The organism is Arthrobacter sp. TMN-50, from assembly GCF_054511125.1.
This window is the reverse complement of the sequence record NZ_JBTNDG010000017.1, coordinates 1-25,246: the sequence shown is the minus strand read 5'-3', so window position 1 is coordinate 25,246 and position 25,246 is coordinate 1. Positions and strand designations below refer to the sequence as shown.

Sequence of the window (25,246 nt, the reverse complement as noted above, 5' to 3'; positions counted from 1 at the left end):
GTCACGGGTCCCGCCGGTGTGGACGGAGGACAGTCAGAACCACGTTTCTCATTCGGTGTCGGGTTCGGTGGATGCTTCCGAAGCGGACTGTGCTGCTGGCCTACGGTGGTTACGGCGGCGGGTTGCGGCCGCATTGTTCTCCAGCCCGAGCTTCCTAAGCTCGTCAGCACTCCACCCGTCCTTGGTGGCCCGGACGTAAGCGCGCTTGTCGTCCTTTTCAGCTTCCGCAAGTTGATCTTTGCGGTCAGAGACTCGCTGCCGGGCCTTGACCAACGCGGTCACGGATTCAATGCGCGTATCCATAAGAGCGCGAGCTTGGGCCTGTGTCTGTTCAATGCTGATAGTTGCCATGCGTCCAGCTTAACTTTGATGCACTCGCGCCGGCACTACAAGGAACACAAACAGGCGGACTCGGTTATCGGGAAGTCATGTAGACGTGCGTTCCCTGGATCATGAAACCACCTCTCTAAATCGTCGGCCCCGTAACGAACTAAGCGCGGGGAGATCCGGTAATACTCCGGGCCTTCTCCTCTCTGTCGCCACCGGCCCAGGTCAGCGGTGCTGACACCGTACTTCTGTTCCACACACTTGGGTGAGATGAGAGCCATTGTTGTGTCCTCCTGTTGTATCCCTGCCACCGTTCCTTTCGGCAACGCCGTCCTCACTTGGCTGCGAAGTGAATTGGCAAGTTGGAGCTGGGGGACCGTGGAATACCTCTAATGGGTATTGGCTGGTCTGGGATCGGCTGGCACGATGGTGCCGGTCCCGCTGGTGTGACTCATGGAATACCTGTCCCGCACTTGTTGTGGTGGCTTTGCTCCGATCTGTCCGCCAGCGGGATCGACGCCGGCTCTGCCCGTTGCAGTGGCCTAATAGAAGGCTGCCCGCCCTGTTGGGTGTGGCTCATTAGAGGTTTGCCCTGAAACGACTTCCCGGGTTGGCGTGTTCATCCATTGGAAGGAAGACGCAATGCCTCTGGTCGCAGAGCAGTACTCACATGTCATCGGCGCGGATACGCATGCCCGTACCCACAGTTATGCGGTGATCGAAACGATCACTGGCCGTGTCACAGCGCAGTCGACGTTCCCTGCATCCCTGGCCGGTATTCGCCGGGCAATTGCGTGGATTGACCGCAGCGCACCCGGTCCTGTCCTGGCTGCGGTCGAGGGCACGGGTTCATACGGTGCGAACCTGCATGCCGCTCTGCGGGATGCAGGCATCACGGTCACGGAAGCTCAGCCGCCTAAACGGGCGGGACGACTGCACGGTAAGTCCGACTCTATTGATGCGGAAGCTGCTGCCCGCAGTGTCCGGAGGAAGCAGACGGAGCTACTTGCTTCGCCGCGTGAGGGCAAGATCCGGTCGGCGTTGCGGGTGCTGTTGGCGGCGCGCCGTGGGATGGATTCCCAGCGGACCGCTGACCGGAACGCGTTGACTGCGCTGTTGCGCAATATTGATCTCGGTGTTGATGCCAGGCGTCCGATATCGGATCAAAGCGTACGAGAGGTCGCGGCCTGGCGCGTGCGCCCTAGCGATGATGTCGAGCAGGACGTTGCCAGGGCTGAGGCGACTAGGTTGGCCCGCAGCGTGGTCACGCTGACCGAGGCGTTGCAGCAGAACCTCGCTGCGCTCCGAGAGCACTCCATGAGTTTGGCGCCGGGCTTGCTGGCCATGCCTGGTGTTGGTCCGTTCTCCGCGGCAGTGATCTTGGCTGCTTGGTCGCATCCGGGCCGGGTTCGTTCCGAGGCGGCGTTCGCGACACTCGCCGGCGTCGCCCCGATACCCGCTTCCAGCGGCAACACAACCAGACATCGACTCGATCGACACGGAGACCGTCAGCTGAATCGCGCCCTGGACATCGTCGCGCGCTCCCGACTCAAGAACGATCTTTGCACTCAGGTTTATGCGGCACGGCGCCAATCTGAAGGTAAGACACTTCGGGAAGTCCGCCGGCTCTTACGCCGCTACATTGCCCGCCAAGTGTTCCGCGAGTTGAAGGCAGCTCCCAGCCAGATCGCTTGACATCACCCATAGAAGGATCGGAGGGAGCTTGCGAGTGAGGATATGCCGCGAGAGCGCCCAGTGGAGACTTGCCAAGAGAAGGACGGACAGTACATTCACCAGCCGAAACGGAACGGCGCAGCCGGTCAATCAAATGCAGGCGCGAAGCGTCCCAAAGATCCTCACACCCCAACCGGAAAAAGGCACCGTTTGAAAGGTGGAAAAGAGTTGTGAGAGGCGGTGGTTGTATGTCCGAGGACACTGTGTCTGATGGCCCGGTGAAGCGTTCACGCTTTGGGAAGCCCTACGTGTCAGGCTGGAACGGTACCAAGGGCTCATAGCAAGTCCGCTTAATCGTGTGGGGCGAGACCCAGGAATCCAGTGATCATGTCTAGTCCAGTTTTGAGTGCAGTACGCGAAGATAGTGATGTGAGTAGTAGTAGTAGTAGTAGTAGTAGTAGTAGTAGTAGTAGTAGTAGTAGTAGTTCCGGGCCTCGGGCCGGGGGGCCACGGCCTCGACGGTCCTTCACGCCGGTCCAGAAGCTCGAGTTTTTGGCCGGTTATCAGAACGCGTGCGAGAGCGGCGACGGTGGTGCGTTTCTGCGTCGGGAGGGCCTTTATTCCTCGCAGATCACGGAGTGGCGCCGGCTGCGGGACGCCGGTGTCCTGGCTGGGAAGAAGCCCGGGGAGTCGATCGGGAAGCTGTCGGCGGACCAGGCTGAGAACGCGCGTTTGCGCCGCCAGTTAGAGGTGAGTGAGAGCCGGTTGAAGAAGACCGAGGCAGCCCTGGAACTGATGGGAAAACTACAGGCGTTCTTAGAGAACGCCTCACAGGGTATGCCGGACGAGCCCCGGTCCAGGAAACGCTGATGGCCACGTACCGGTCGATGCTGGAACTGAAGATCCCTTCCCGCCGGGCAGCATCCTTGACCGGTGTTTCGCGGACGACCGTGAACCGCAAACCGGCCCCGCCGCGGGACCAGATGGCGGTGGCCCCGCAGAACAAACTCAGCGCCGCTGAGCGCGCCGAGATCCTGGCGGCCCTGAGCTCACCCGGGTTCGTCGACCTGGCACCGATGCAGGTCCACACGAAACTGCTGGACCAGGGAATCTACCTGGGGTCCCTGTCGACTTTTTACCGGGTGCTGGAGGAAAACAACCAGGTCAAGGAACGTCGACGGCTGGCCCAACACCCGCCCCGGACAGTACCCGAGCTGGTCGCCACCGCCCCGGGACAGGTGTTCACCTGGGATATTACCAAACTCGCGGGCCCGGTCAAGGGCAAATATTTTGACTGCTACATGATGGTCGATATCTATTCCAGGTTCATCGTCGGCGCGCACGTCCATGCCACCGAATCCGGGGTGCTGGCAGTGGAGATGATGAAGGGAATCTTCGGGATCCACGGCATCCCCCGGGTCGTTCACGCGGACCGAGGAACGTCCATGACGTCCAAAACCGTGGCGGCGCTGCTCTCGGATCTGGAAGTCACCAGGTCCCATTCCAGGCCCCGCGTCAGCAATGACAATCCGTACAGTGAAGCACTGTTCAAGACCCTGAAATACGGTCCGGAATTCCCGGAACGCTTCGCCTCAGTCCACGACGCCGCAGCCTTCATCAATGGTTTCGTGGACTGGTACAACCATCACCACCAGCACTCCGGAATCGGCTTCCACACGCCCGCGAACGTCCACTACGACCACGCCGCCGACGTGGCCGAAACACGCTCAGCCACGCTCGCTGCAGCCCGCCGGAAACACCCAGAACGCTTCAACACCACCACCGATCCCAAAATCCTCGCACTCCCAGGACCAGCGTGGATCAACCAGCCCAAAGAAACCACCGAACACTCAGCCGCCTAACTCCCCTTGGTACCACTCAGCTTGAAAAATTCCGAAGCGCCGCCGTGAGAACGCCCCTAAGGGGACGAAGAAGCGTCGTGAGGTGTGGGTGACAGCTGAGGAAGAGGCTCAGTTGTTGATCCGGGCCGAGCGTGAAGGTGTGACTGTCCCGAAGCTTTTGATCAGTGCTGCTACCTCTGATGCGGTAGAGACTCCTACGGAGCGCCGCGCGATTGTGGCCGAGCTTATGGCGGTTCACACGTTGTTAGCGCGAGTGTCGAATAACGTCAACCAGATCGCCCGTCATGCGAACGCGGGGGATGAGTTTCCCAAGGATGCCGCGGCTGCTCCGACGTATGTGCGAGAGGTTGCCCAGCGCATTGATGCGACGGTGGAGGGGATCAACCCGTGATCCCGAACATCACCCGTGGTTCACGGATGGGTGGGCTGATGGTCTACCTGGCATCCACGGACGCGGACAAGACGAAAAACGCTCACACCAACCCGCATCTGGTAGCCGGGGATGTGGCAATCATGGCGTGGTACGACGACGGCACGATAGGCCGTGATGACGCACTAGCTATTGCTAAGCACTTGGATCAGCCGCATCGTAAGTTCGGTGTGGAGGTGTTGCAAAAGGATCTTCGCTGGGATGAGGCGACCAAGCAGCGCGTGGACCACGGTCACAAGCAGGCCGATGTGTGGCATTGTTCGTTGAGTTTGCGAGCTGGTGAGCGTGAGCTGACAGATCAAGAGTGGGGTGATATCGCGAACGAGTTCGTTGATGAAATGGGAGGGACTGCTGAAGGTTTGCTTGACACTTTGACGTGCCCCATGGTTTGGTTACCGGCTATGGTCTGAGGATTGGGCTTCTTTTGAGAGGTTTCACCTATGCCACGTCCTTTTCCCCTTGAGTTCCGAAGAAGAGCTGTCGAGCTCGTCCGGGTCGGCAAACCCATCACGACAGCGGCGGTCGAACTCGGTGTCAGCGCTGCCGCGATCCATAACTGGGTTCGGCAAGATCAGATCGACCGAGGCGAACGCCCCGGCATCACGACGCCGGAGAGCATTGAGCTGGCGAAGGCGAGAAAGCGGATCCGCCTACTCGAGGAAGAAGTAGCGATTCTGAGGGCGGCATCGAAGCTGTTCGAGGAGGACCGACCCAACCCAAAAAGGTTCACCCGATGATCGATGCGCTCGTTGAGACAGGTCATCGGGTCAAGCTTTGCTGCCGGCTCCTAGGGGTGAGTAGCCCTGGTTACTACAAGTATAGGAAGCGGCAACTATCACCGACGCAGATGCGCAGGCAGTGGCTGACAGGGCTGATCCGTGAGGTTCACACGGCGTCAAGACAAACCTATGGGTCTCGCCGGGTCCACGCGGAGTTGACCCTCGGGATGGGCATAAAGGTCAGTGAACGGCTGGTCGCTCTTCTTATGTCGGACGCGAAGATCGTGGGATTGCCGGGCCCTGCGAAGGTGAGAAGGCTTCATGGCGTCGCTACAGCCGATGATCTGGTCCACCGGAAGTTCCATCGACTTGCGCCGAACGAACTTTGGGTCACCGACATTACTGAGCACCCCACGAGAGAAGGCAAAGTGTTCTGCTGTGCCGTGATGGACACCTATTCCAGGAAGATCGTTGGCTGGTCAATCGATAGCGCTCAAGATACCAACCTCGTCATCAATGCGCTCGACATGGCCATCAGAGCCAGGAAGCCGGCGGCCGGCGGGATCGTTCATGCGGACCATGGCACCCAGTTCACCTCGTGGGCTTTCACGAACAAAATACGCGCCTCCGGGCTGATGCCATCGTTTGGGACAATCGGAGACTGCTACGACAACTCGATGATGGAATCGTTCTGGTCGAGCATGCAAATCGAGCTGCTCAATCGGAAAAAGTGGCGCACCAGAACCGATCTCGCGAATGCGATATTCGAGTACATTGAGATCTTCTACAATCGGCAGCGACGCCATTCCAAACTCGGATACGTCGCCCCCATCGAATACGAACTACGCTCTGACAAGACATCCATCCCCGCCTGATCCTCACACCGATCCCAGTAACCAAGCCGTAGGGCACGTCAAGCTGTCAACTAAACCTTCAGCAGTCCCGGATTCACCGAAGCCAGCGGCAAAGCCCAATGTCGGTGGGCAGCGGTCAATCACGGAGTGAGCACAAACGGCAATAACCACATACACATTGCCGTTTCACTGGTGCGCGAGGACGGCACGAAAGCATCCACCCACGGCGATTACCGACGTGCACAGAAAGCCTGCCGGGAGCTGGAGTCCAAGCACGGGCTAGAAGAACTGTCCTCAGTCCACGCAACCAGAGGATACGAGCGGGCCGAACCGCAAACAGCTGTCCGCTATGATCGGGAAATGTACCGGGATTCTTTGCCCCGGAAAGTCCGAGCTGCTGCAACGTCGTCGCAGTCCGAAGCGCAGTTCGTCCGCCGAGGACGTGACACAGGGCTGCTGATGCGCCCACGCTACGAGAAGGGCACCACTGATGTAGTGGTGGGCTACTCGGTAGCCGAACGGCCACCACGCGGAGAGCGCTCCGTTTGGTACGGAGGCGGGAAGCTTGCCGGGGATCTTGGGTTAGGTCAACTGCGCAAGGAATGGCCCGACACCCCACAGGATGCGACCGCTGCCGCTGCGGAATGGAACGCCGCCGCACGCAACAAGCGGCAAGCCGCACCCGAGACAGTCAGTGCAGCTCCTACACCCGAGTTGTGGGAGAAGCACACGCAGCAGGCTAAGGCCCTGGCAGATCAGTTACGCGAGATCTCCGCGACCGATCACGCGACGTGGGCGAAAGCTGCACGGCAGGCGTCGGGAACATTCGCGGCGTGGTCGGTGCAGTTCGAACAGAGCCCCGGCCCGCTGGCCGCGACGGCTGCAGAGCTGTCTAAGACAGCCCAGCTGCGCAACCCCCGCGAACACTCCAAGCCGGCAGCACTGCCGTCCCTGGCAGGGTCAGCCATGCTGCTCATGGCCGCGAGCGGCAAAAGTAAGTCAGCGGCGCAGACAGCCTTAATGGTTCAACTGATGCGCACCGCCCGCGCCGTGTATGACATGCACAACCAGTCGGGCCGGTTGCGGGAAAGCCAGCACCTTTACCGGGTACTGACGACGGAGCTTGCCCCGTTCTCCAAGACCATGCCCGCTCTCGTCACGGCTGGACCAGGACAGGGACCAGCGGCCACCGTGGGCACGCCAGCGAAGCAGGCCGAGGCCGGCAGCTCACAGCGGCGGAACTGGCCGGGGGAGACTTCGCGGCTACCAGGGCCGGCAGTGTCGTCCCATTGAAAACCGAACCATTAAAAACTGATGCAGCGAAACGTTACCTACCGACCACACCAGAACTGGATAAGGGCTACGGGCGCTAGATCGCACCGTGCCGTAATCAGCACAGGGGGAAAGATTATGAGTGAGTCAGACGGCATTGATGACGCAGTATCGGGAGGGTTCCGGCAATCGCTGATGTTCGCCTCACAGATCGCGGAGCGACGGGCACGAGCACGCCAGGAATCAATGCGGCAGCGCCAAGACCAGGTTGAGCGCTCTCAGATCGAAGCGCAGCGACAGATCACCGCCGAGCGGACGGCCATGCGAGCCACCGTGGCACCGACAGAACATGATCGCTGGTGGGACCAGGCCAACCCGGATCAAGTGGTCGAGGCATACCAAGCGGTAGAGGCGTGGAAAGATCACGACCCGCAAGCACTGGCCGCTTCGGAGAAAATTAACCAGGAAGTCGGACGCCGTTACAGGATCAACACCCACGAGCTCAACGGGGACAGCCAATATCTCGGGTCAGCCGTCGAAGCGCAGCAAGCCGAGCAGGCCCGCATACAAGCGGTGCGCGACCACCAAGGAGCTATGGGATTGATCGCCGCCGCCCAGGCCGAGGAAGATCCGCGCCAACGCAGCAGCGCTACGCCCGGAAATCGAGCGCCACCAGGTGCCCGAAGGTTACCTAGCCAACCCCGAGCTGGTAGAAGCGCTGAACAACTCCCGCGAAGCAACAGGACCGGAGGCCACAGCAGAGGCAGACCGGGCCGTTGCCGAACGTATGCACCTGATCGAGAAAGACGGCGTGAACGGGCCGAGCATCGACCAGCTGCGCGAGGAAATCCGGCAGAACTACCCCGGAGCAGACGAAACCCTCTTCTCGAACCCCGAATTCGTCGCCACGACGAAGGACTGGTACGAAACCAAAATCCTCGCGGGGAGCAGTTTTGTTGTTAATAGAAACGTAGGCCTCCAACGCCGGTACGAAAGTAGCGAAAAGGAACTATTCAACCGCATCGAAGCCATGGGCCGGGACATTGAATCTAACGACGTGAACGGCCAGGCCGGGAAGCTGCACGGTGGAGCCATTCACGCCCCAACAGCCGTCTCTGCATCCTACGGCTCTGCTCAGCACCGTCAGGAGTTCGCGGCGTTGCTGGAAGAATCAGCCAGCCAAGAACATGTCCAAGCGAGGGTGCTTGCAGCCGGTGATCACGCCGTACATCCACGCGAGGCCTGGAACTCCGGCATAAAGGCCTCACAAGCGGGTAAGACGCGCACGGGATTCGGTGTGAGCCGAGATAAAGCTAAGGGCGGTCCGAGCCGGTAGGGAAAATGGCAGACAAAAGAATCTCGGATTTCGAATTGCGCTTCCGAAATTTGCGGCGCTATCAGACTGGGGTGAGGTAGGTCCCGGCGAGGTTTTGGAGTTGGTAGATCCATAGGGTCCAGACTCCTGAGACCATGAGCACGCCGACGAGGATGAGTAGGGCACCGCCTGCGATGTTGAAGATGCGGATGTGCCGTCGGACAAATGAGAGGGTCCGTGTCACCCAGCCGACGCCGAGTGCTACGAGGACGAAGGGGATGCCTAGTCCGAGGCAGTACACGAATCCTAGGAGCGCTCCGCGCCACGGGCTCCCGGTGGTTGTACTCAGGGCCAGGACAGCGCTCAGGGTCGGCCCCATGCAGGGGGTCCAGCCCAGGCCGAACACCACCCCGAGTAAAGGCGCACCGGCTACCCCGGTCTTCGGCTTCCAGCTAAGTTTCTTGTTCTGTTGAAAGAAGGAAAGACGCCCCACCAGGACAAGTCCCATGAGGATGACGAAGAGGCCCAGGATGCGAATGAGTAGGTCTTGCCAACGCAGCATCCACCCTCCGATGAGCCCGAAAGCCGCCCCATAAAAAGTGAAGACCAAGGCAAAGCCGAAGATGAATAACCCGACGCCGGTGAGGACTTTGCGGCGGTTCCCTGGGGAGTTCGGGTCGGTGAGTCCGGAAACATACCCCATATAGCCTGGCACCAGTGGGAGGATGCACGGCGATATAAAAGACACGATACCGGCAATCAGGGCCAGCGGAATCGCCAGCAGGAGCGCCCCGGATTGTACGGATTGCGCGAAGAACTCTCCGATCGTCACGGGAGATCCCGACCGGCCTCGGCTGGCCGCTGGTGCTCCCGTGGTACTGAAGTGGTGTGCACGGGAACGTTATTGTCCGGCCTGCACGGTCGTCGTGAAGGACGCACCATTGTCATCGGAGAACTCAATGCCTTTCTCTGTTGACACCCAAATCCGCAGCTCATCTTCTTCGACGGCCGCAGCGATGGCGGACGGTTGGGCTGTTGATCCGCCGGTTTCTTCCCAGCTTTGTCCCGCGTCCTGACTGATGTGGATAGCACCGTCGGGGGTGGCGCCTACGACAGTGTCCTTATCAGCGAAGGTTGTCTGCAGCAGTATTGGAGACTCAGGCGGCAGTGTCCACGTCATGCCACCATCGGTGGAGCGTTGGACGCCATCCTCGGTGGTAGCTAGGACTATCGGGCCGTCGAGGGACGCGGAGAGATTCGCCGGTTGGATTTGCGTCTCGGTCTCGGACCATTCCTTCCCATCGGCGGTCACCCGCAGGGTTCCGTCGAATCCGATGACGCCGGCCTCTGACACGGTCAGTGTGTGAAAGTCCGATTCGCCTTGACGGGAGAGCTCCTGCCAGGTTTCTCCGCCGTCGGTTGATTCGATCAGGCCCATGGGGTTGGGAAGGTCTGCTCCGGGCCCGGGGTGGCCTGACGCGTAGTAGAGGTCCGGGCCCGCGCCGGCGAATCCCATCAAATCAAGAGTAGAACCGAGTTTTTCGATGGGGTCGGCGGCAACGTCGAACAACCCGTTGTGGGTGGCCAGCAGGAGCTGGTCAGTGCCTTCGTTGAAAGTCAGACCATGCACGTGGCCGAACGGGTTTTCAGTAGCGTGTGGCGAATCATCACTGTGCGGTGTTTCGTCGTTGTGAGGGGTTTCTTCCGCCTGGCCGGATGCCTGTTGCCCACAGGCCGCCAGGAGAAAAACGGTTGTGAGTCCGAGGGTTGCTGTGCGCACTTTTCTGCTGTTACCGTGAAGGGTTTTCAGGAGCATGGGTTTACTTTCTATCGGTTGATGGCGGGATCGGGAGGGTCGCTGTGAGCGAGCCAAGGCCGGCTGTTGTTGGCCCGTTTGCCGTTTCAGGAGGGAGCCTCAGCCGGAAGTTACTACCAAGAATAGTAGTGAATGATCCGGGAGGCCAAATTCATTGTTCCGCCAGGCCGCGAGCCTGCCCCCGGAGTTCCTGCCCCGTAAAGCCGAGTCCTGCAGAGGGACGTTCTATAGGACTTGGGCGCACGATGGCGAGGGCCAGCAGGGGTGGCAGTGCCGCACCCCAGAGAATCAGGCCAGCGGTGGGCTGGTCGGTGGTGACCGGGATGTTCCATAGTTCACTGACGAGGAGGTACCAGTCACCGCCGATGAGGTGATCACGTGTTGCGAGCGAGATCCCGGCTGCTATATGAAAGCCCAACACGGTCAAGAGCGCTGCTGCCTTGACCTTTGCTGCGTTGGGTGAGGGCGGATGGGTGATTAGCGTGTGGGAGAGCAAATACCCGATTGCCAGTGCTGCGCCGGTGGAGGCCAGCCGTCCGGCGTTGCTGCTCACCAGCGGGCCGAGCAGTGGGGTGAAGTACAGGGTCCCGTGGAAGCCCAGATAGAGGAGCGTTGCGGTCACCGGGTGCGCCAGTTTGCGTGTAACGGTCAGTTCCGCGGCGCAGGTAAGCCACTCTCTGATTCCCCTGCTTCCATCAGTCCGCGGGGCCAGGGTGTGCCGGGCGAGCAGGAACGGCCGACTGAGAGCGAAGAGGACGGGCACTATCAGCCCAATGAGGACTTGGCTGATGACGAACATGCTGGGCAACAATCTTGCGTAGACAGCCGGAGCTCCGCTCGTTGCCCACAACAGCAGGGCGCATCCCAAGGCCCAGGTGACGGTTCTGAAGACAGGCCAGTGATGTCCCTTTTTCACGGCCCTCCGTCTGGCGCTGACGTACCACCCCAGGAGTAGCACTGTGATGGGTGCCCAGATGACGTCAAATTGCCATTGCGTGAACCAATCCAGGGCGCCGGGCGCCGGTGGCAGTGCAGCGCCGAGGAAGGATTCCGCGGCTGACTCGACGGCGGACTCGGCAAACGGAGACGTCCTGCCCAAAGCGACGGACAACCCAAACGTGAACGCCATGATGAAGACTTCGAAACCCGCGAACCGGGCAAAAGTTTTTCCTGCCATCGGCCCGGATGCGAGCACGGTAAGGATACGGCGCCGTTGATACCACCCGGCTGCGCCGAGCAAGAGGACGGCCACCGTCTTGGCGATGAGCAGGATCCCGTAGGTTCCCTCCAAGCCCGCGGTGGAAGCCAGACGCAGGACCGCCCCGGCGACGCCCGTCACCAGCACCAGCACATAGCTCGCTCCAGCAATTCTTGAATACCTTCGCGCCATCACAGGAAAATCGGCTCCTACTGCTCGCCGCAGGATCACAAGCGCGGCCAACCCTCCCGTCCAGACCGTTACGCCGATCAGGTGAAGGCCGAGCAGGTTCACCGCCGCTTCGTGGTTTGACGCGCCGTGAGCGGTAACCGTCAGCGGTGTCAGAGCGACCAGGCTGAGCAACGTGAGGAGCCCAACAGTGAGAGTCCGTGTGGCCATCCAGCAACCGGTGGCAACAATCAGTGCCAGAAAGGCACTCAACCCCAGCGAACGCCCGAGGTCGAAACCGGTCAGGAACTGGACCATGTCCGCACCGTTAATGTCCGAAGGGCTGGACCCTGCCACGTCGGAATAGGCGAAGGTCACCACGGCGGCACCGGCAACCGCCCAAACTGATGCCGCAGCCGCCGCAAACAACACAGCCCTGGCTGCGGCCAATCCGAGGACCGGCCGGCCCTGGTTTTGGTTTTGGGCTTGGTGGGGAAGGATGACCGACGCTGTTACGAGAAAACCTATAGTCAGGGCTGCTGCGGCGTCGTGCAGGGCGCGGGCTACCGGGGCGCCCCACCGTGTGATCGCACCGGGGTCCGGGAGCCCCGGGCCGGGAGGGCCTGCTGTGCCTGAAACGGCAAGAACCGCGACGGCAGTGAAAGGCACCAAAACCACCAAGATCATCGCCCACGCAATCCGGCGCACCCTGCCGTCGGGGTTCACCCTCGTGCCCTACGGGACTGTCGGCGGACAGCCAGCAGAGACGTCAGGACGGCCGCGGCGGTCACCGAGCCAAGGCCCAACATCGCCCATCCGGGAACCTGCCGGGGACGGGCTGCGGAAGCCCACGCCCCGGAACCAACACCGTCTACCGGTCCAGTGACCGGTTCCGTGGCAGCCGGGGCGGAGGGACCTGGCGAGACGGTGAACGTGAAGGACTCGTTTACCGGATGCCCGTCGCCGGCGGTGACTCTATACGCGATCTCCCAGGTGGCAGGCCCGCTATCAGGCTGACTGTCGGTGGCCCCTGGAGGTATCCGTGCTATCAGTGATTTTCCCGCGGTCTCGGTCAGCGCGCCGTAGGCCGGACCGCCCGCTACCGAGACGGTGACATCGGCAAAATCCAGTTCGACCTGCTCCGTGAACTCAAGCGCCACCTGTTCCGGAACCACACCCACCGTCCCACCGTCGGCTGGATCCGAGGACAGGAGATAGGTATGAGCCACAGCCGGGCCGACCTGAACGGACATCACCAATAGCAGGCCCGCAACAACGCCAGCAGGCACGCGGAGCAACCGGCGCTCCCGGGGGCGTCTACCCATGTCGCGCAAAGATGCCCTACCCATCAGACGCCTCTCGCTTTCCTTTTGCAGTGTTCTCTCCACCGGCTTGCCGCCTGGTACTGCTAAACCCCGTAAATACTAGCAGGCCTAGTAGATTGATAGGGAGCCGCAGTCCGCGTCCCTGGGTTGTAAATCGCGAAAGGGGTGGGTTCCGCCGAATAGCCAGTGCACTGACTTGATCCGCTACTACTAATATGCTTAGGATGTATCTACTATCTTCTTTAGTATCTGATAGTGACCGATCGAGGAAAGGACCAAACAGTGATGGCTAAGAGCATCTGGATACCCACCGTGGCAGCTACGGGGCTTCTGGCCCTGGCGGTGGCTGCTCCGTCCGTGGCCGCCGCACCCCCATCCGTCCCTGACGGAGCTAGGAGTGAAGCCGCGGCCGAGAATCATCACGGGATGGACGATCAGGGCCCGGTTCTTGGCATGGCGAAAATGCACGAACAAATGACGAACGATAACCCGGGCATGGCCCGTCTGCACGAACAGATGATCGCTGACAACCCGGGCATGGAGCGCATGCACGAACAGATGATGGACGCGGATACCGAGATGGATCCGAACAAGATGATGCCCTCAAACCCCACCCCCGAAAGTGAAGGAAAACTCTGATGAGTGAAGCCCTGTACGCACTGGCCCTCCTCGCCTGCCCGGTCGGCATGGGATTAATAATGTGGTTCATGATGCGCGGCAGCAAATCATCCCCTGCGCAGGAGAAATCTCTCGATGAGGCGGAACTGGTCAAGTTGCGCGCCGAGGTCGACCAGCTGCGTGCCGGTCAGGGCGACGCAAGCGCCGACCAATCCCGTCTCGACCCCTCCCGTCCCAATCCAGCCAGGGCGACCCTGCGATGACTGAATGGGCATTGCCGGTAGCGGTTCTCATAGCCTCCCTGACAGCGACCTATTTCTTTTGCCTCCGCCCGATGCGACGGGGCAACTGCGCCATGGGTCAACGGGCCTCCAACCCGGGAGTTTCCGCTGTATCTTCGGCGCAAACAGCTGAGCTGGCACAACTGCGGGAGCAAGTTGCGGCCCTGAAGCAGCAGAACGCGCCCTCCCGACACTGAGGTAATCCCCGTGGCGATCCGCAACGCCTATCTGATAGGCACGCTGGCGACAGGTGGGGGCGATACCTCGGGCTCCCTTTGCCTAGGGGATCGCTGATTAGTTGTCACCTCGTTTCACCCGGTCACAGCGCTTTGCCGCAGTAGCACCGGACCTCCTCATGAGCATCATCATCGAAAGGACGGGCGTGTGGAGGAAATACTCCTATCCACCACCATATTGGCGGCATTTCTTGGTGGCATGGTCGCGCTCCTCGCGCCGTGCTGCGTCTCGGTGATGCTGCCGGCCTTCTTCGCCACGACATTCAGGCGAAAGACGCAGATCCTGGCCATGACCCTGGTCTTCGCCGCTGGCGTTGGCACCATCATCCTGCCAATAGCGTTCGGCGCGGCGGCGCTGAGCCGACTGCTGATCGACTATCACACCCCGGTGTTCACCGTTGGGGGGCTGGCAATGATGCTGATGGGCGGACTCATCCTGGCGGGGAAGAAGATCATGCTCCCCATGTTCGTCCGTGGTGGATCCGGTGGAAGCTCAATACGTTCCGTCTACGCTCTTGGCGCTTTCTCCGGTGCAGCCAGCGCATGCTGCGCGCCGGTGCTGGCGGGAGTTGCAGCAGTGTCCGGTGCGGCGTCGTCTTTCCCGGCGGCTTTGGCGGTCGGCGTCGCCTACGTGTTCGGGATGGTCGCACCGCTATGTGTGATGGCCCTGGTGTGGGACCGGCACCGGATTGGGGAAAGGAATTTTCTCACCGGCCGGAACCTGCCGCTGTTCCCCGGAACCTCTTACCGTGTGCCGGTCGCTACCTTCTTGTCCGGGATGCTCATGCTTGCCATGGGCGCACTCACGATTGCCCTTGCGGCGCGCGGTCCGGGAATGGCGACGGATGGTTGGGAAGTGCGTTTCTCCGCCGAACTCACCCATTTCGTCTCGAACGTCCAGGACCTTCTTGGCTTCATTCCAGGGTGGATTCCTACCCTGCTGATCTTCAGTGCGTTGCTGTGGCTGATTACAGTCGCCGTCCGACGCAAGCCAGCTGATCGGATCGACGCTACAGTCCGTCAGGCACCGCCTGTTTCCTCTGAGCTGTCTACGGTAACCAGCGCCGTGGCAGGTCCGCCCCCTAACCAGGGCGACCCGAGTCCACGCACGGACACGGCCGGCGACCACCAGCAACCCGAAATCGCCCCAACTGTCCCCCGAAAGGATTCTCCATGATGGGATTAACAAAGACGTCCGCATCACCCGAGAAGAGCACTACGCCGGTACGGCGATTCTTGGTACTGGCCGCCGTTGCGGTTGCCGCCGTGGTTGGCCTGTTCCTGGTGTATCAGGGCTCCATCAACCCTGACCCCGACGCCGCCCAAGCGCGGACGGACGGCGTGAATTACGACGTCGGATCCCCCGGAACCGGGTCCCAGGCCCCCGATTTCACCCTGCCGTCAGTCGACGGAGGCACCGTGGAATTAGGCGACTACAGCGGCAAATCTACGCTGCTCTATTTCCATGAGGGTTTGGGGTGCCAGCCCTGCTGGGACCAGATCAGGGATCTGGAGAAAACCCCTTCGGTTCTGCAGGAGGCTGGGATCGACGCTTTGGTTACCATCACCAGTGGGCCAGCGGATCTCATCGGACGCAAAATGACCGACGACGGGCTGGAATCGGTGGCGTTGGCCGACACCGACCTGAGTGTTTCCCGCCAATACGAGGCGAACAAATTCGGAATGATGGGAGATTCGCGCAACGGCCACACCTTCATCCTCGTTGGGCCCGACGGAACGATCCAGTGGCGCGCCGACTACGGCGGGGCACCGGACTACACCATGTATGTGCCGGTAGCCCAACTTATGAACGACCTCACAGCAGGGCGGGTCAGCTGATGCGCACCGTGACACTGCTTACCCAGGAGAGCTGCACATGGTGTGAGCAGGCAAAGAACACTCTGCAGGCCATTTCAGCCACGCACCCCCTGGTGATTGAAGAAATCGAGCTGACCAGCACCCGGGGCCGCGATCTCGCGGTGCGCCATGGCGTCGCGTTCGCACCCGGAATTCTCATTGATGGGCAGATGTTCAGCTTCGGGCGATTGTCAGAGAAAAAACTCCGGCGGCGGCTCGCTCAGACCTAACGGGCGGTATGCAGGATCTACTATGCACGATAGGATTGAATCTCGGTTACATTTTATGCGCATGAAGAAAGGGTCCGGGCATGCATCGTCTTGGTCAGCTTGAATCCACCATCATGGACCGGATGTGGTCCTTTCAGGGGGCGGCCGCCGTGCGCGACATCCTCGAAGATATCCAGCGGGACCGTGAAATCGCCTATATGACCGTCAAAACGGTAATGGACACTTTGCAGCGCAAGGGATTACTGGCGCGGGAGCCGGACGGACGGGCGTTCCGTTACCGTCCAACGCAGACCCGAGAGCAGTACGCCGCAGCGCATATGGGCGAAGTGCTTGCCGGCGGCAGCGACCGCACGGCGACCCTGTTGCATTTTCTGGAGCAGATCCCCGCTGATGAAGTGGCACAGCTGCGAGCAGTGCTGGATAAGGCCGCACAGATGCCCGCCCGAGCCCGGGTTAGCGAGTGAGTGTCCCGCTCTTTTTACTCGCGTACGCTGTGGCTGCTGCCGCAGTGGCGCCATTGTTGGCCAGGGGTACCTGGTCCGACCGGTCGCCTAAGATCGGGATCTTCGTCTGGCAAGCATTGTCGGTCACGATTGTCGCGGGCGTCGTCCTTGCAGGGGTGGCTCTGGCGGTGCCCGCCATGCCGTTCACCTCGAACCTGGCGGATTTCCTGCGGGCGTGCGTCATGACTCTGCAGGAGCAGTATTCCACCCCGGGCGGCGCCATAGTCACTACAGCCGGTGCCCTCACCGCAGTGGCTGTCGTGGTGCGGACCGGTTTTTGCCTGATCGCCGAACTGCTCTCAGCGCATAGGGCACGCGGACGACAGTTGCAATCGTTGGCTTTTCTGGCTCGCCGGGACACCAGTGGGCGGTTCCTCATCCTCGATCACGCCGATGCGGCCGCCTACTGCCTGCCCGGACGGCGTAACGAAATCGTGTTCACCTCGGCGGCACTGGACGCCCTCGATGCCGATCAACGGGCCGCAGTACTCGCCCATGAGATGGCCCATCTGCGTGGGCGCCATCATCTGATCCTCGCCGCCGCGAACGCCCTCCACCGCGCTTTCCCTCGCGTCCCGGCGTTCCGCATCGCACACACTGAATTACAACGTCTGGTTGAAATGGACGCAGACGACCGCGCCGCACGCGGCAGCAGCCGGCTCACCGTGGCTACCGCCGTTGTCCGGCTGGCCGAAGCGCGCAGCACCCCTGCGGCGGCCCTGGGCGCAGGAGGCGCAAGCGCCCTGGCAAGAGTACGCCGGCTCACCTCCCCAAGGGCGCCCCTTGGAGCCCTGCGCACAACGTTTGCGCTGACCACCGCTGCAGCCATGCTCGTACTGCCACTGACCGTAGCGGCGACACCGGCCGTTTCCAGTGCCTACGCGCAAACCTGCCCCACCGGGTTCCCCACCTCCGCCTAATTAGGCGTCCAGCACGGCGCTCCCCGCCCGCCGGAACACACTGAGCATTCCCCGGTCATGGGACTACCAGTCTACTAAGGTATATAGTAGCCTGAGTGTTACAGGCATGAAGTTAATTTAAGGGCGGTGTAGGGAATGGGTGGATTCATGGACGACGGCATGATGGGCGGGAGCATGTTCGGCGGGGGTATGATCGGCGCGGTGGTGATCTGGTCGATTGTGGTGGTACTGCTCCTGGCCGTGACTGCGACAGCAGTAGTCCTGATTGCCCGTGCGAGTGGCGCCGGGCACCGGGCCAATCGCCCTGCTACCGCGCAGCAGGCCGGTGAGATTCTGCGAACCCGCTACGCCAACGGTGAGATAGACGCCGAGGAATATCGGCGCCGGATCGCCACCATAAATACGCCCACCTAGCCTTCCAGCGAACCAGCCCCCTCATAGATAACCGATAATCGCCGGTAGAGAATCCGCAGGCTGGTTGCACCCTTGCTTGTTACCCATAAATTTTGCACCTCTATGACCCACGTCCAGGGCAACCGCTCCGTGGTTTACAAATTCTTACGAGAAAGTGCTTACCCCTATGAACGATGATGCGATGGATATGACAGTGATGGAAACAGTGATACCGGGCTGGTTGACGCCGGTGTCCTGGCTCTTTGTTGCGCTGGGAGTGATCAGTGCTGCGTTGGTGCTCTACGACATCTACGGTCGTCGCAACCGCCAGCCCAACGCAGCCATGGGCATCGTATGGCCGATCTCCGCGCTTTATCTGGGGCCGTTCGGTCTATGGGCCTACAATCGGTGGGGCAAGACCCGCAGCAGCACACCGGAGAGCCCGGCGGCACAGTCCGAGAAGGATCTCCACGGCAAGGCGCTTACTGGCAGCACACCGGGCGGAGCCGCTGCAACCGTGGGACACTTCATCGGCGTTCCCCTCGTCGTCGCCAGCGGGCTGACCATCGCCGGAACAAACCTTTGGGTACTGATCATCGTCATCGCGCTACTAGCCATCGCTTTGCTGTTCGTCTATGAGTATTTCTTCGCCTCCCGGAACGGCCGCAGTTCTGCAGGGAAAAGCGCCGGAGTTGCGTTCCTGACCGCCACCATCACCGTCCTGGCCTTCGACATCGGCATGGGCGGCTGGATGCTCTTCATGCACTTCGGCAACTTCATGCCAGCACCCACCGACATCACCTTCTTCTTCCTCATGCAGATCGGACTCGTCCTCGGATTCCTCACCGCCTACCCAGTAGTCCGAGGACTCATGCGGCGCCGCGTCAGAGTCGCCGCATAAGGACAACACGGCCGAAACACCAGTTCCATCGAACCGCCCAACTGCTCCGACTAATCCGCGAGGAAGGCGCGGTTCAAGAAATTGTTTCCGCCTTCTTAATTTCACCCTTGGTCAGGGCAGGCCAAGCTCCTTGTGAACCGCGAGAGCCGATCTGCCATGCTCGTTAGGTGGATCCCGTCAGTCATCTTCCGAGCACAGGAATCATGCTCTGTTCGACATCCGCTCTCTACTATGTCGTATAGTAGTTACGCGTCGTGCGTTTGACGGTCTCGGCAAAAGCCTTTGTCCAGCCCGCGTGGGTTCTTGCAACTTGGGATCGCCCGTGGCGCACGAGAAACGCCCTACCCGAAAAATTGATTCTGGGCCTGTGGCCCAGAATCGACACCTATCAAAGGAAAGCGCATGTCGACCAACGTTATCCCCCTGGAAATGACAGCCATGGGACCACCAGCCCTGCCCGAGTGGCTCGCCCCAGTCGCTTGGTTCTTTATTGCCCTGGGAGTATTGTCAGCGGCCGTCGTTCTATACGACGTCTACGGTCGAGGCTTCCGTCAGCCCCACCGCCTGATGGAAGCCGTGTGGCCGATAACGGCTTTATACCTCGGACCCTTTGCCATATGGGCTTATCACCGGTGGGGCCGAACACGAAGCGACAAATGGCAGCGAAAGAACGGGACAGGCCCCGAACAGGGATTGTCGTCCAAGGCGCTAGTCGCCGGAAGCCCCGGTGGAGCGGCCGCGACCGTGGCGCACATTATCGGGGTTCCTCTGGTTCTTGCCAGCGGGCTGACTATTGGTGGTATAGCCCTGTGGGTGCTGATTATCGTAATTGCGCTGCTCGCCATAGCCCTCCTGTTCGTTTTTGAATTCTCTGCGTCGAGGGTCACGAAAAAGGGTACCCCCGTCGGCAAAAGGACCTCTGCTGCTCTGCTGGCGGCGACCGTAACGGTACTGGCCTTCGATATTGGCATGGGCGGCTGGATGATATTCCTGCACTACGGGATGTTCATGCCGGCACCTACGGAGGCAAGCTTCATTTTCCTCATGCAAATTGGCAACATCCTCGGATTCGCCACTGCCTACCCGGCCGTCCGTTGGCTGGTTCGACGGGGCATCATCGGCCCATCCGCCTCCACCGGCGACACGACATCACACGACGGAGAGCTGGTCGATTCCACAACGGGTAAACTCCCGGGATAGCCCAGCCATTCGGCCGGGGGCATTGGATGTGGTCCCCGGCCGGTAACGGCACTTTGCCAGCCCATTAAGGGTTGACAGGAGTCGTGAGGTAAAGCCTTACCCCGCCTGATTCCCGGCGAAGGAATGGGCCCAGACCTCACCCAGACCGCTGTTGGCTGCATATATTTTCAGATATGAGAAGCTACGGTCTGCCACTCTTATCACCAAGACCAGCAAGGCAGCCATCCCGACCTGCTCCAAACGGTGATGATTCCCATGGCGATGATGGCTACATTAATTAGGACATCATTCCGGGCGGACAGGACCGCCGCCCGGGCCATGGAGCTACTGTGGCGTCGGAACCGGGCCAGGATGAAAGAACACACGAGGTTCACCATTACTGCCCCGCCAGCAGTAAGGACCAGTGCCAGCGGATCCGGTGGAATGGGGCCGCCGAACTTGGTGAAGGCCTGACATGCCGCGGCCAGAGCGGGAAGCAGGATGATGAGCGCCATGGTCTTCCCCGCCAGAGCTTGCGCCCGCAACGACCACCCCAGTGCCACGAAGATCAACACATTGATGGCTGTGTCTTCAAGGAAGTCGACACTGTCAGCGAACAAGGAAACAGACCCGACGGACAGGGCGACCGTGACCTCGACCAAGAAGTAAGCAAAGTTGAGCCCTGCCACGGTGAGAACAGCAGCCTTGAGCTGCTGAGCAAGAGCACGAGAACGTCGTTCGGGCATCACACGGTCTTCACCTCGGCGGAGTAGAAGACGGAGCGGCCTAAACCGAAACCAAACCGCTGGTCTCCATCATCGCCGACACGAACCTAGATCGGTAAAGCGCCATACTCTCCCTACCCCTCCACAAGAGAGCGCTTCACCGAAGACCTGCCTCTGTCAGACCGAGGTAGTGGGGCTACTTCAAACCGTCACACCGGGCCACCTCACGCTTAGCGGATCTGTTTGCTTTTAGGATTCTGTGTTGGGCCCGGTGGTGGGGGTGTGAAGCGGTTGAGTCGGGCAGAGTTGACGACGACGCTGATGCTGGATAGTGCCATAGCCGCTCCGGCAACCATCGGTGAGAGCAACGCTCCAGTAAAAGGGTAGAGCAGGCCGGCGGCCAGGGGGATTGCTGCTGTGTTGTAGCCGAATGCGAGGACCAGGTTTTGGCGGATGTTGCGCATGGTGGCTTTTGAGAGCGCGATCGTTTTTGTCAGCCCTGAGAGGTCCCCGGACATGAGGGTCACGTCAGCGGCTTCGATGGCGACGTCGGTTCCGGTTCCGATGGCGATGCCGACGTCGGCCTGCGCGAGGGCGGGTGCGTCATTGATGCCATCGCCGACCATGGCTACGAGTTTGCCTTCATCTTGCAGGTTGCGGATTTCGGCTGCTTTATGTTCGGGCAGCACTTCGGCCAGTACCCGGTCGATGCCTACCTGGTGGGCGACGGCGAGGGCTGTTGCTTTGTGGTCACCGGTGATCATGGCAACTTCCAGGCCCTGGCTGCGTAGGCCGGCGACAGCTGCTTTCGAGCTTGGTTTGAGGGTGTCGGCGACGGCGATGACGCCGGCCGGCTGGCCGTCGAGGGCCACGAACATGGGTGTCTTCCCCTCGCCGGCGAATCGTTCGGCCGCTTCTGTGAGGTCGGTGGCGGGTATCCCCTCTTCACTGAGCAGGGCAGCGTTGCCGATGAGGACCTGACGATGATCAACGGTGGACCGTATTCCTTTGCCGGTGATCGATTCAAATCCGGTCGCCGGTATCAGTACCGCGCCACTGTCCCGGGCGCCTTCGGTAATCGCAGCGGCCAAGGGGTGTTCGCTGTCCGCTTCGGCGGATCCTGCCAGGCGAAGCAGTTCGGCCTCATTGGTGCCTGCGGCTGTGAACACGTCGGTGAGAGCGGGTTTGCCCTGGGTAAGGGTGCCTGTCTTGTCCAGGACAACGGTGTGCAGTTTATGTACTGTTTCCAAGGCTGCGGCGGTTTTGATCAACACGCCCAGGGATGCGCCCTTACCGGTGGCGACCATGATCGACAGTGGTGTGGCCAAGCCCAACGCGCAGGGGCAGGCGATGATGAGCACGCTGACGGCTGCCACGACGGCCAGCGGCAGCGAATCGGCGAGAACGAACCACAGGACGAACGTGGTGATGGCGATAAACACCACTGCCGGTACGAAATAACCCGACACGGTGTCCGCGAGGCGTTGAATGGGTGCCTTGGAGCTTTGTGCTTCCTGCACGAGCTTGATGATCTGGGCGAGGGCGGTATCTGATCCGACCCGGGTGGCGCGCATCGTGAACGCGCCGGTTGTATTGACGGTTGCCCCGATGACGGTGTCTCCGCTGGTTTTGGTCACCGGGATGCTTTCCCCGGTGACCATCGATTCGTCGATGGTCGAGCGCCCGTCGACGATTTCGCCATCGACGGGTATTTTCTCTCCTGGGCGGACTCGGATGTCATCACCGACCCGTACCTGCTCGACCGGTGTTTCCACTTCCTGCCCGTCCCGCAGGACACGGGCCGTCGCCGGAGTCAGCGCGACCAGGGCCCGGATGGCGTCTCCGGTACCTGCCCGGGCGCGGGCTTCGACCAGCCGGCCCAGGAGGATGATCGTGATGATGAATGCCACCACTTCGTAGTAGACGTCTCTGACGCCCTCCGGGAGGATCTGCGGGGCGAAGGTGGCAACCAGGCTGTAAAGGAAAGCGGCGGTGGTTCCCAGGGTGATCAGGCTGTTCATTTCAGCTGACCGGTTTCCCAATGCCCGCCACCCGATCCGGTGGATAGGCCAGCCGACGACCAGCATCACCGGCAGCGTGAACACCAACTGAGTTACGGGGTTTTGCAGGATGGTGGGCACATACTGCTCGCCCGCCAGCTCGGAAACCATCACCGCGTACAACACCGGCAGGGTCAACACCGCCCCCAAGGCGACCCTCCATCGCAGGTCCTTCAGCTCGGCTTTACGCGCCTCGGCCTCTGCATCCTCAGTTGATGCCGAGCCCGGCTCGGGACGCAGACGTGTGGGGAAGCCGGTTGAGTCGGCGACCGCACGCTCGAGCGTGTCAATGTCGATCTGCTCCGCGTCATAGGTCAGGACAGCGCGTTCGGCACCGAAGTTGACCACGGCGGACCCAACTCCCGTCAGGGAGCGGAGTTTGGATTCAGTCCGTTCAGTATCGATGGGCAGGCTACGCAAGGCACCCGGCAGCATGAACTCGGCACGCAGGTAATGGTCCTGAAGTTCAAGTGTCGGCCCGACACCTACGGCCCTGGCCGATACGCCACCCACGTCACTACCTTCGCCCGGTGTTACAGCCGCAGACCCGCCTGTGCCTGTCGAGGCCTTCTGGGCAGTAGAGCTGCCATCGGTAGAGGAGGGAGGTTCAACGATGAGTCTGCCGTGCAACATGTTCATGCCACACGCCCAAGGGTATTCACCTGGCTCCTCAATCATCAGATCAACTGTTGTAGTAGCGAAAGCCGCCAGGGAAGCGCTTTTGCGCAGATCAGGGAAAACCACACGACTGGTGCAGTCGCTGTTGTCCTGCCGGTCGAACCGTAGCTGAACCGGAACCCCAGCGGTGACCCGAATCAGGTTCGGTAAATACCCGCCCCGAACTGAAATGTCCACCACCTGCATTCCGGCGCGGACCAAAGCCACTTCGGCCGTGCGCGGAGCGAAAAAATACCAGGCCAGAAAACCAATCGCCAGAACACCGCTGGCTATCACCACTGCATCGACTACATCCATCAACACTTCTCCTGTTAGCCATACCCGCCACAAAATATCGACTCACAACATCATCAAAACACCTTGATACTATTGACGATAGTATCTTATGTAGCAACGAAGGGAGGAACAGCCATGCGACCAAATACAAGTAATTGGAACCCCTCGACCAGAATCGGCCAGTCCAAGGGAAGACCACGCGGGAAGCGGAGGGCCGCCCGGTCAGTAAGCAGGATTGTCGTCGCCTCCGTGGTGTTCCTAGCCGGATGCGCGGCGCCGGACTCGTTGGCCCAGCAAGCATCTGCCGGGGACAACAAAAACTACATCGCGGGGGACGGCTCCGTGTCAGAGTTTGCCGCCAGCGACAGGGGAGACCCTATCCCCCTTGAAGCATCACTCATGGATGGCAGCACGGTCAGCACCGCTGACCTGCAGGACCAGGTGACCGTACTGAATTTTTGGTACGCGGCCTGCGCTCCCTGCCGTGCGGAAGCACCAGATCTGGAAGCACTCCATCAGGAGTTCTCTGGCCAGGGCGTGAAGTTCTACGGCGTTAACATCCGTGATGAAGCGCCGACAGCGTCCTCTTTCGAGCGGAACTTCGGGATCTCCTATCCGAGCATGCTCGACGCCGATGGCAGCATCCTGCTGAGCCTCAGCGACCAAGTCCCCCCACAGGCGGTGCCCACCACGCTGGTACTGGACAAACAAGGAAGAATATCGGCGCGCATCCTCGGCATTACCGACAAGAGCACTCTCAAAGCGCTCATAAAATCCGCGTCCAACGAAAAGTGAGAACGGGCATGATCCGCCAGTGGGAATGAACCAGCCAATCCTTTGTACCCGGTGGCATGCTAGCCGGAAGGGTCATGGCGTTCGTTCGGCACTCCTGGAACAAAGGCTGGTCGGTGTCCGGGTTCGCCAACGCGAACTCGCCGTCTTATCGGCGGAGCTTGAGGAGCTGATCGATTCGAGTCAGGCCCTTGACCCCGCTGATTGCTCCGACACGGAGATTTGCCACATCATCACACCGTCGAAGAACAGGTAGACCCTGCCGCGAACGGACGGCAGGGCCTACCTGGGTTTATGGGGTGGTTAGAGACTTGGTGCGGCTGGGATGTCGAGGTCGGTGTCGACGAGGTGGTTGAAGTAGTTGGTGAACAGGTTCAGGGCAACGTGGGTGGAGAGTTCCGTGAGCTCGGTGTCTGACCATCCGGCGTCCAGGGCGGTTTGCCAGTCGGTGTCCTTCACGGACCCTTTGTTTGCTGTGGCCTGCCGGGTCAGTTCGAGCAGTGTTACGAGTTTGTCGTCGAAGGCGATTTCGCCCTTGCGGATCGCGATGGTCTGATCCTCGGTGAGGCCGGCGGCTTTGGCGCCGATGGTGTGCGCGGACTGGCAGTAGGTGCACTCGTCGACGTTGCCGACTACC

At 60.8% G+C, this 25,246-nt stretch carries 25 protein-coding genes and 1 pseudogene; 18 read left to right on the top strand and 8 right to left on the bottom strand.

What is annotated here, in order from left to right; all coding sequences use genetic code 11:
- Nucleotides 1-48: 48 nt before the first annotated feature.
- Complete coding sequence (locus tag ACX80A_RS14060) at nt 49-351, bottom strand: hypothetical protein (RefSeq protein ID WP_459260383.1); 303 nt, start codon at nt 349-351, stop codon at nt 49-51.
- A 618-nt stretch (nt 352-969) separates the two neighbouring features.
- Between ACX80A_RS14060 and ACX80A_RS14055 the strand changes: the two genes are divergently transcribed.
- The 7 genes and pseudogenes from ACX80A_RS14055 (at nt 970) to ACX80A_RS14025 (ending at nt 8,474) form a co-directional block, all read left to right on the top strand.
- Entirely contained in the window at nt 970-2,022 is a 1,053-nt protein-coding gene (locus tag ACX80A_RS14055) for an IS110 family RNA-guided transposase (protein ID WP_459260382.1), read from the top strand.
- A 366-nt stretch (nt 2,023-2,388) separates the two neighbouring features.
- Nucleotides 2,389-3,863, top strand: a protein-coding gene (locus ACX80A_RS14050; protein WP_459260381.1) for an IS3 family transposase whose coding sequence is annotated in 2 segments (ribosomal slippage) — nt 2,389-2,806 and nt 2,806-3,863 — 1,476 coding nt in all. Because the reading frame shifts where the segments join, the coding sequence is not laid out codon by codon here.
- Between the two features lie 82 nt (nt 3,864-3,945).
- A complete protein-coding gene (locus ACX80A_RS14045; RefSeq protein WP_459260380.1) occupies nt 3,946-4,254 on the top strand; it encodes a MobC family plasmid mobilization relaxosome protein in 309 nt (102 codons plus the stop codon).
- Nucleotides 4,251-4,643: pseudogene (locus tag ACX80A_RS14040) on the top strand (relaxase/mobilization nuclease domain-containing protein); the annotation flags it as partial. The gene ACX80A_RS14045 and the pseudogene ACX80A_RS14040, both read left to right, overlap by 4 nt.
- Nucleotides 4,644-4,733: 90 nt before the next feature.
- Nucleotides 4,734-5,887 (top strand): IS3 family transposase gene (locus ACX80A_RS14035; protein WP_459260379.1). Its coding sequence is split into 2 segments (ribosomal slippage): nt 4,734-4,995 and nt 4,995-5,887, totalling 1,155 coding nucleotides; the frame shifts between segments, so codons are not numbered across the junction.
- 126 nt (nt 5,888-6,013) lie between these two features.
- Nucleotides 6,014-7,159, top strand: a complete 1,146-nt coding sequence (locus ACX80A_RS14030; protein ID WP_459260378.1) for a relaxase/mobilization nuclease domain-containing protein — start codon at nt 6,014-6,016, stop codon at nt 7,157-7,159.
- 655 nt (nt 7,160-7,814) lie between these two features.
- Nucleotides 7,815-8,474: a hypothetical protein gene (locus ACX80A_RS14025; protein WP_459260376.1), complete on the top strand. Its 660-nt coding sequence runs from the start codon at nt 7,815-7,817 to the stop codon at nt 8,472-8,474.
- Nucleotides 8,475-8,535: 61 nt separating this feature from the next.
- Here ACX80A_RS14025 and ACX80A_RS14020 read toward each other — a convergent pair whose 3' ends face one another.
- The 4 genes from ACX80A_RS14020 to ACX80A_RS14005 all read right to left on the bottom strand — a co-directional run bounded on the left by ACX80A_RS14020 (nt 8,536) and on the right by ACX80A_RS14005 (nt 12,984).
- The gene (locus tag ACX80A_RS14020; protein WP_459260375.1) at nt 8,536-9,285 is read right to left on the bottom strand and encodes a cytochrome c biogenesis CcdA family protein; all 750 of its coding nucleotides are present in this window, start codon (nt 9,283-9,285) and stop codon (nt 8,536-8,538) included.
- Between the two features lie 69 nt (nt 9,286-9,354).
- Nucleotides 9,355-10,233, bottom strand: a complete 879-nt coding sequence (locus tag ACX80A_RS14015) for a F510_1955 family glycosylhydrolase (protein ID WP_459260374.1) — start codon at nt 10,231-10,233, stop codon at nt 9,355-9,357.
- Between the two features lie 187 nt (nt 10,234-10,420).
- Nucleotides 10,421-12,361, bottom strand: coding sequence for a cytochrome c oxidase assembly protein (locus tag ACX80A_RS14010; protein WP_459260373.1), 1,941 nt, complete (start codon nt 12,359-12,361; stop codon nt 10,421-10,423).
- The gene (locus ACX80A_RS14005; RefSeq protein ID WP_459260372.1) at nt 12,358-12,984 is read right to left on the bottom strand and encodes a copper resistance CopC family protein; all 627 of its coding nucleotides are present in this window, start codon (nt 12,982-12,984) and stop codon (nt 12,358-12,360) included. Before ACX80A_RS14005 ends, ACX80A_RS14010 begins: the two co-directional genes overlap by 4 nt.
- A 261-nt stretch (nt 12,985-13,245) precedes the next feature.
- Here ACX80A_RS14005 and ACX80A_RS14000 point away from each other — a divergent pair, with 261 nt between their 5' ends.
- From ACX80A_RS14000 to ACX80A_RS13955, 10 genes are all read left to right on the top strand, one after another.
- A complete protein-coding gene (locus tag ACX80A_RS14000) occupies nt 13,246-13,599 on the top strand; it encodes a hypothetical protein (protein ID WP_459260371.1) in 354 nt (117 codons plus the stop codon).
- Nucleotides 13,599-13,841, top strand: a complete 243-nt coding sequence (locus tag ACX80A_RS13995; RefSeq protein WP_459260370.1) for a hypothetical protein — start codon at nt 13,599-13,601, stop codon at nt 13,839-13,841. Before ACX80A_RS14000 ends, ACX80A_RS13995 begins: the two co-directional genes overlap by 1 nt.
- Before the next feature lie 402 nt (nt 13,842-14,243).
- The gene (locus ACX80A_RS13990) at nt 14,244-15,272 is read left to right on the top strand and encodes a cytochrome c biogenesis CcdA family protein (RefSeq protein WP_459260369.1); all 1,029 of its coding nucleotides are present in this window, start codon (nt 14,244-14,246) and stop codon (nt 15,270-15,272) included.
- Nucleotides 15,269-15,934: a peroxiredoxin family protein gene (locus ACX80A_RS13985; RefSeq protein ID WP_459260368.1), complete on the top strand. Its 666-nt coding sequence runs from the start codon at nt 15,269-15,271 to the stop codon at nt 15,932-15,934. Before ACX80A_RS13990 ends, ACX80A_RS13985 begins: the two co-directional genes overlap by 4 nt.
- On the top strand, nt 15,934-16,182 hold the full coding sequence (locus ACX80A_RS13980; protein WP_459260367.1) for a glutaredoxin family protein: 249 nt from the start codon (nt 15,934-15,936) through the stop codon (nt 16,180-16,182). Before ACX80A_RS13985 ends, ACX80A_RS13980 begins: the two co-directional genes overlap by 1 nt.
- A gap of 80 nt (nt 16,183-16,262) precedes the next feature.
- The gene (locus ACX80A_RS13975) at nt 16,263-16,646 is read left to right on the top strand and encodes a BlaI/MecI/CopY family transcriptional regulator (protein WP_459260366.1); all 384 of its coding nucleotides are present in this window, start codon (nt 16,263-16,265) and stop codon (nt 16,644-16,646) included.
- A complete protein-coding gene (locus ACX80A_RS13970) occupies nt 16,643-17,605 on the top strand; it encodes a M56 family metallopeptidase (RefSeq protein WP_459260365.1) in 963 nt (320 codons plus the stop codon). The genes ACX80A_RS13975 and ACX80A_RS13970 overlap by 4 nt, the downstream gene beginning before the upstream one ends.
- A gap of 135 nt (nt 17,606-17,740) precedes the next feature.
- Nucleotides 17,741-18,019 carry an SHOCT domain-containing protein gene (locus ACX80A_RS13965; protein ID WP_459260364.1) on the top strand — a complete coding sequence of 93 codons (279 nt, stop codon included), beginning with the start codon at nt 17,741-17,743 and terminating at the stop codon, nt 18,017-18,019.
- Nucleotides 18,020-18,200: 181 nt separating this feature from the next.
- A complete protein-coding gene (locus tag ACX80A_RS13960; RefSeq protein WP_459260363.1) occupies nt 18,201-18,899 on the top strand; it encodes a DUF4396 domain-containing protein in 699 nt (232 codons plus the stop codon).
- 402 nt (nt 18,900-19,301) lie between these two features.
- Entirely contained in the window at nt 19,302-20,099 is a 798-nt protein-coding gene (locus ACX80A_RS13955) for a DUF4396 domain-containing protein (RefSeq protein WP_459260362.1), read from the top strand.
- 200 nt (nt 20,100-20,299) lie between these two features.
- On the opposite strand, the gene ACX80A_RS13950 is transcribed toward ACX80A_RS13955, so the two are convergent.
- Both ACX80A_RS13950 and ACX80A_RS13945 read right to left on the bottom strand, forming a co-directional pair.
- A complete protein-coding gene (locus tag ACX80A_RS13950; protein WP_459260361.1) occupies nt 20,300-20,824 on the bottom strand; it encodes a cation transporter in 525 nt (174 codons plus the stop codon).
- A 209-nt stretch (nt 20,825-21,033) separates the two neighbouring features.
- The gene (locus tag ACX80A_RS13945; RefSeq protein WP_459260360.1) at nt 21,034-23,838 is read right to left on the bottom strand and encodes a heavy metal translocating P-type ATPase; all 2,805 of its coding nucleotides are present in this window, start codon (nt 23,836-23,838) and stop codon (nt 21,034-21,036) included.
- Between the two features lie 114 nt (nt 23,839-23,952).
- Here ACX80A_RS13945 and ACX80A_RS13940 point away from each other — a divergent pair, with 114 nt between their 5' ends.
- Nucleotides 23,953-24,612, top strand: coding sequence for a TlpA family protein disulfide reductase (locus ACX80A_RS13940; protein ID WP_459260359.1), 660 nt, complete (start codon nt 23,953-23,955; stop codon nt 24,610-24,612).
- Nucleotides 24,613-24,912: 300 nt separating this feature from the next.
- Here the strand turns inward: ACX80A_RS13940 and ACX80A_RS13935 are convergent.
- A partial coding sequence (locus tag ACX80A_RS13935) for a carboxymuconolactone decarboxylase family protein (RefSeq protein WP_459260358.1) occupies nt 24,913-25,246 on the bottom strand: 334 nt, incomplete at its 5' end.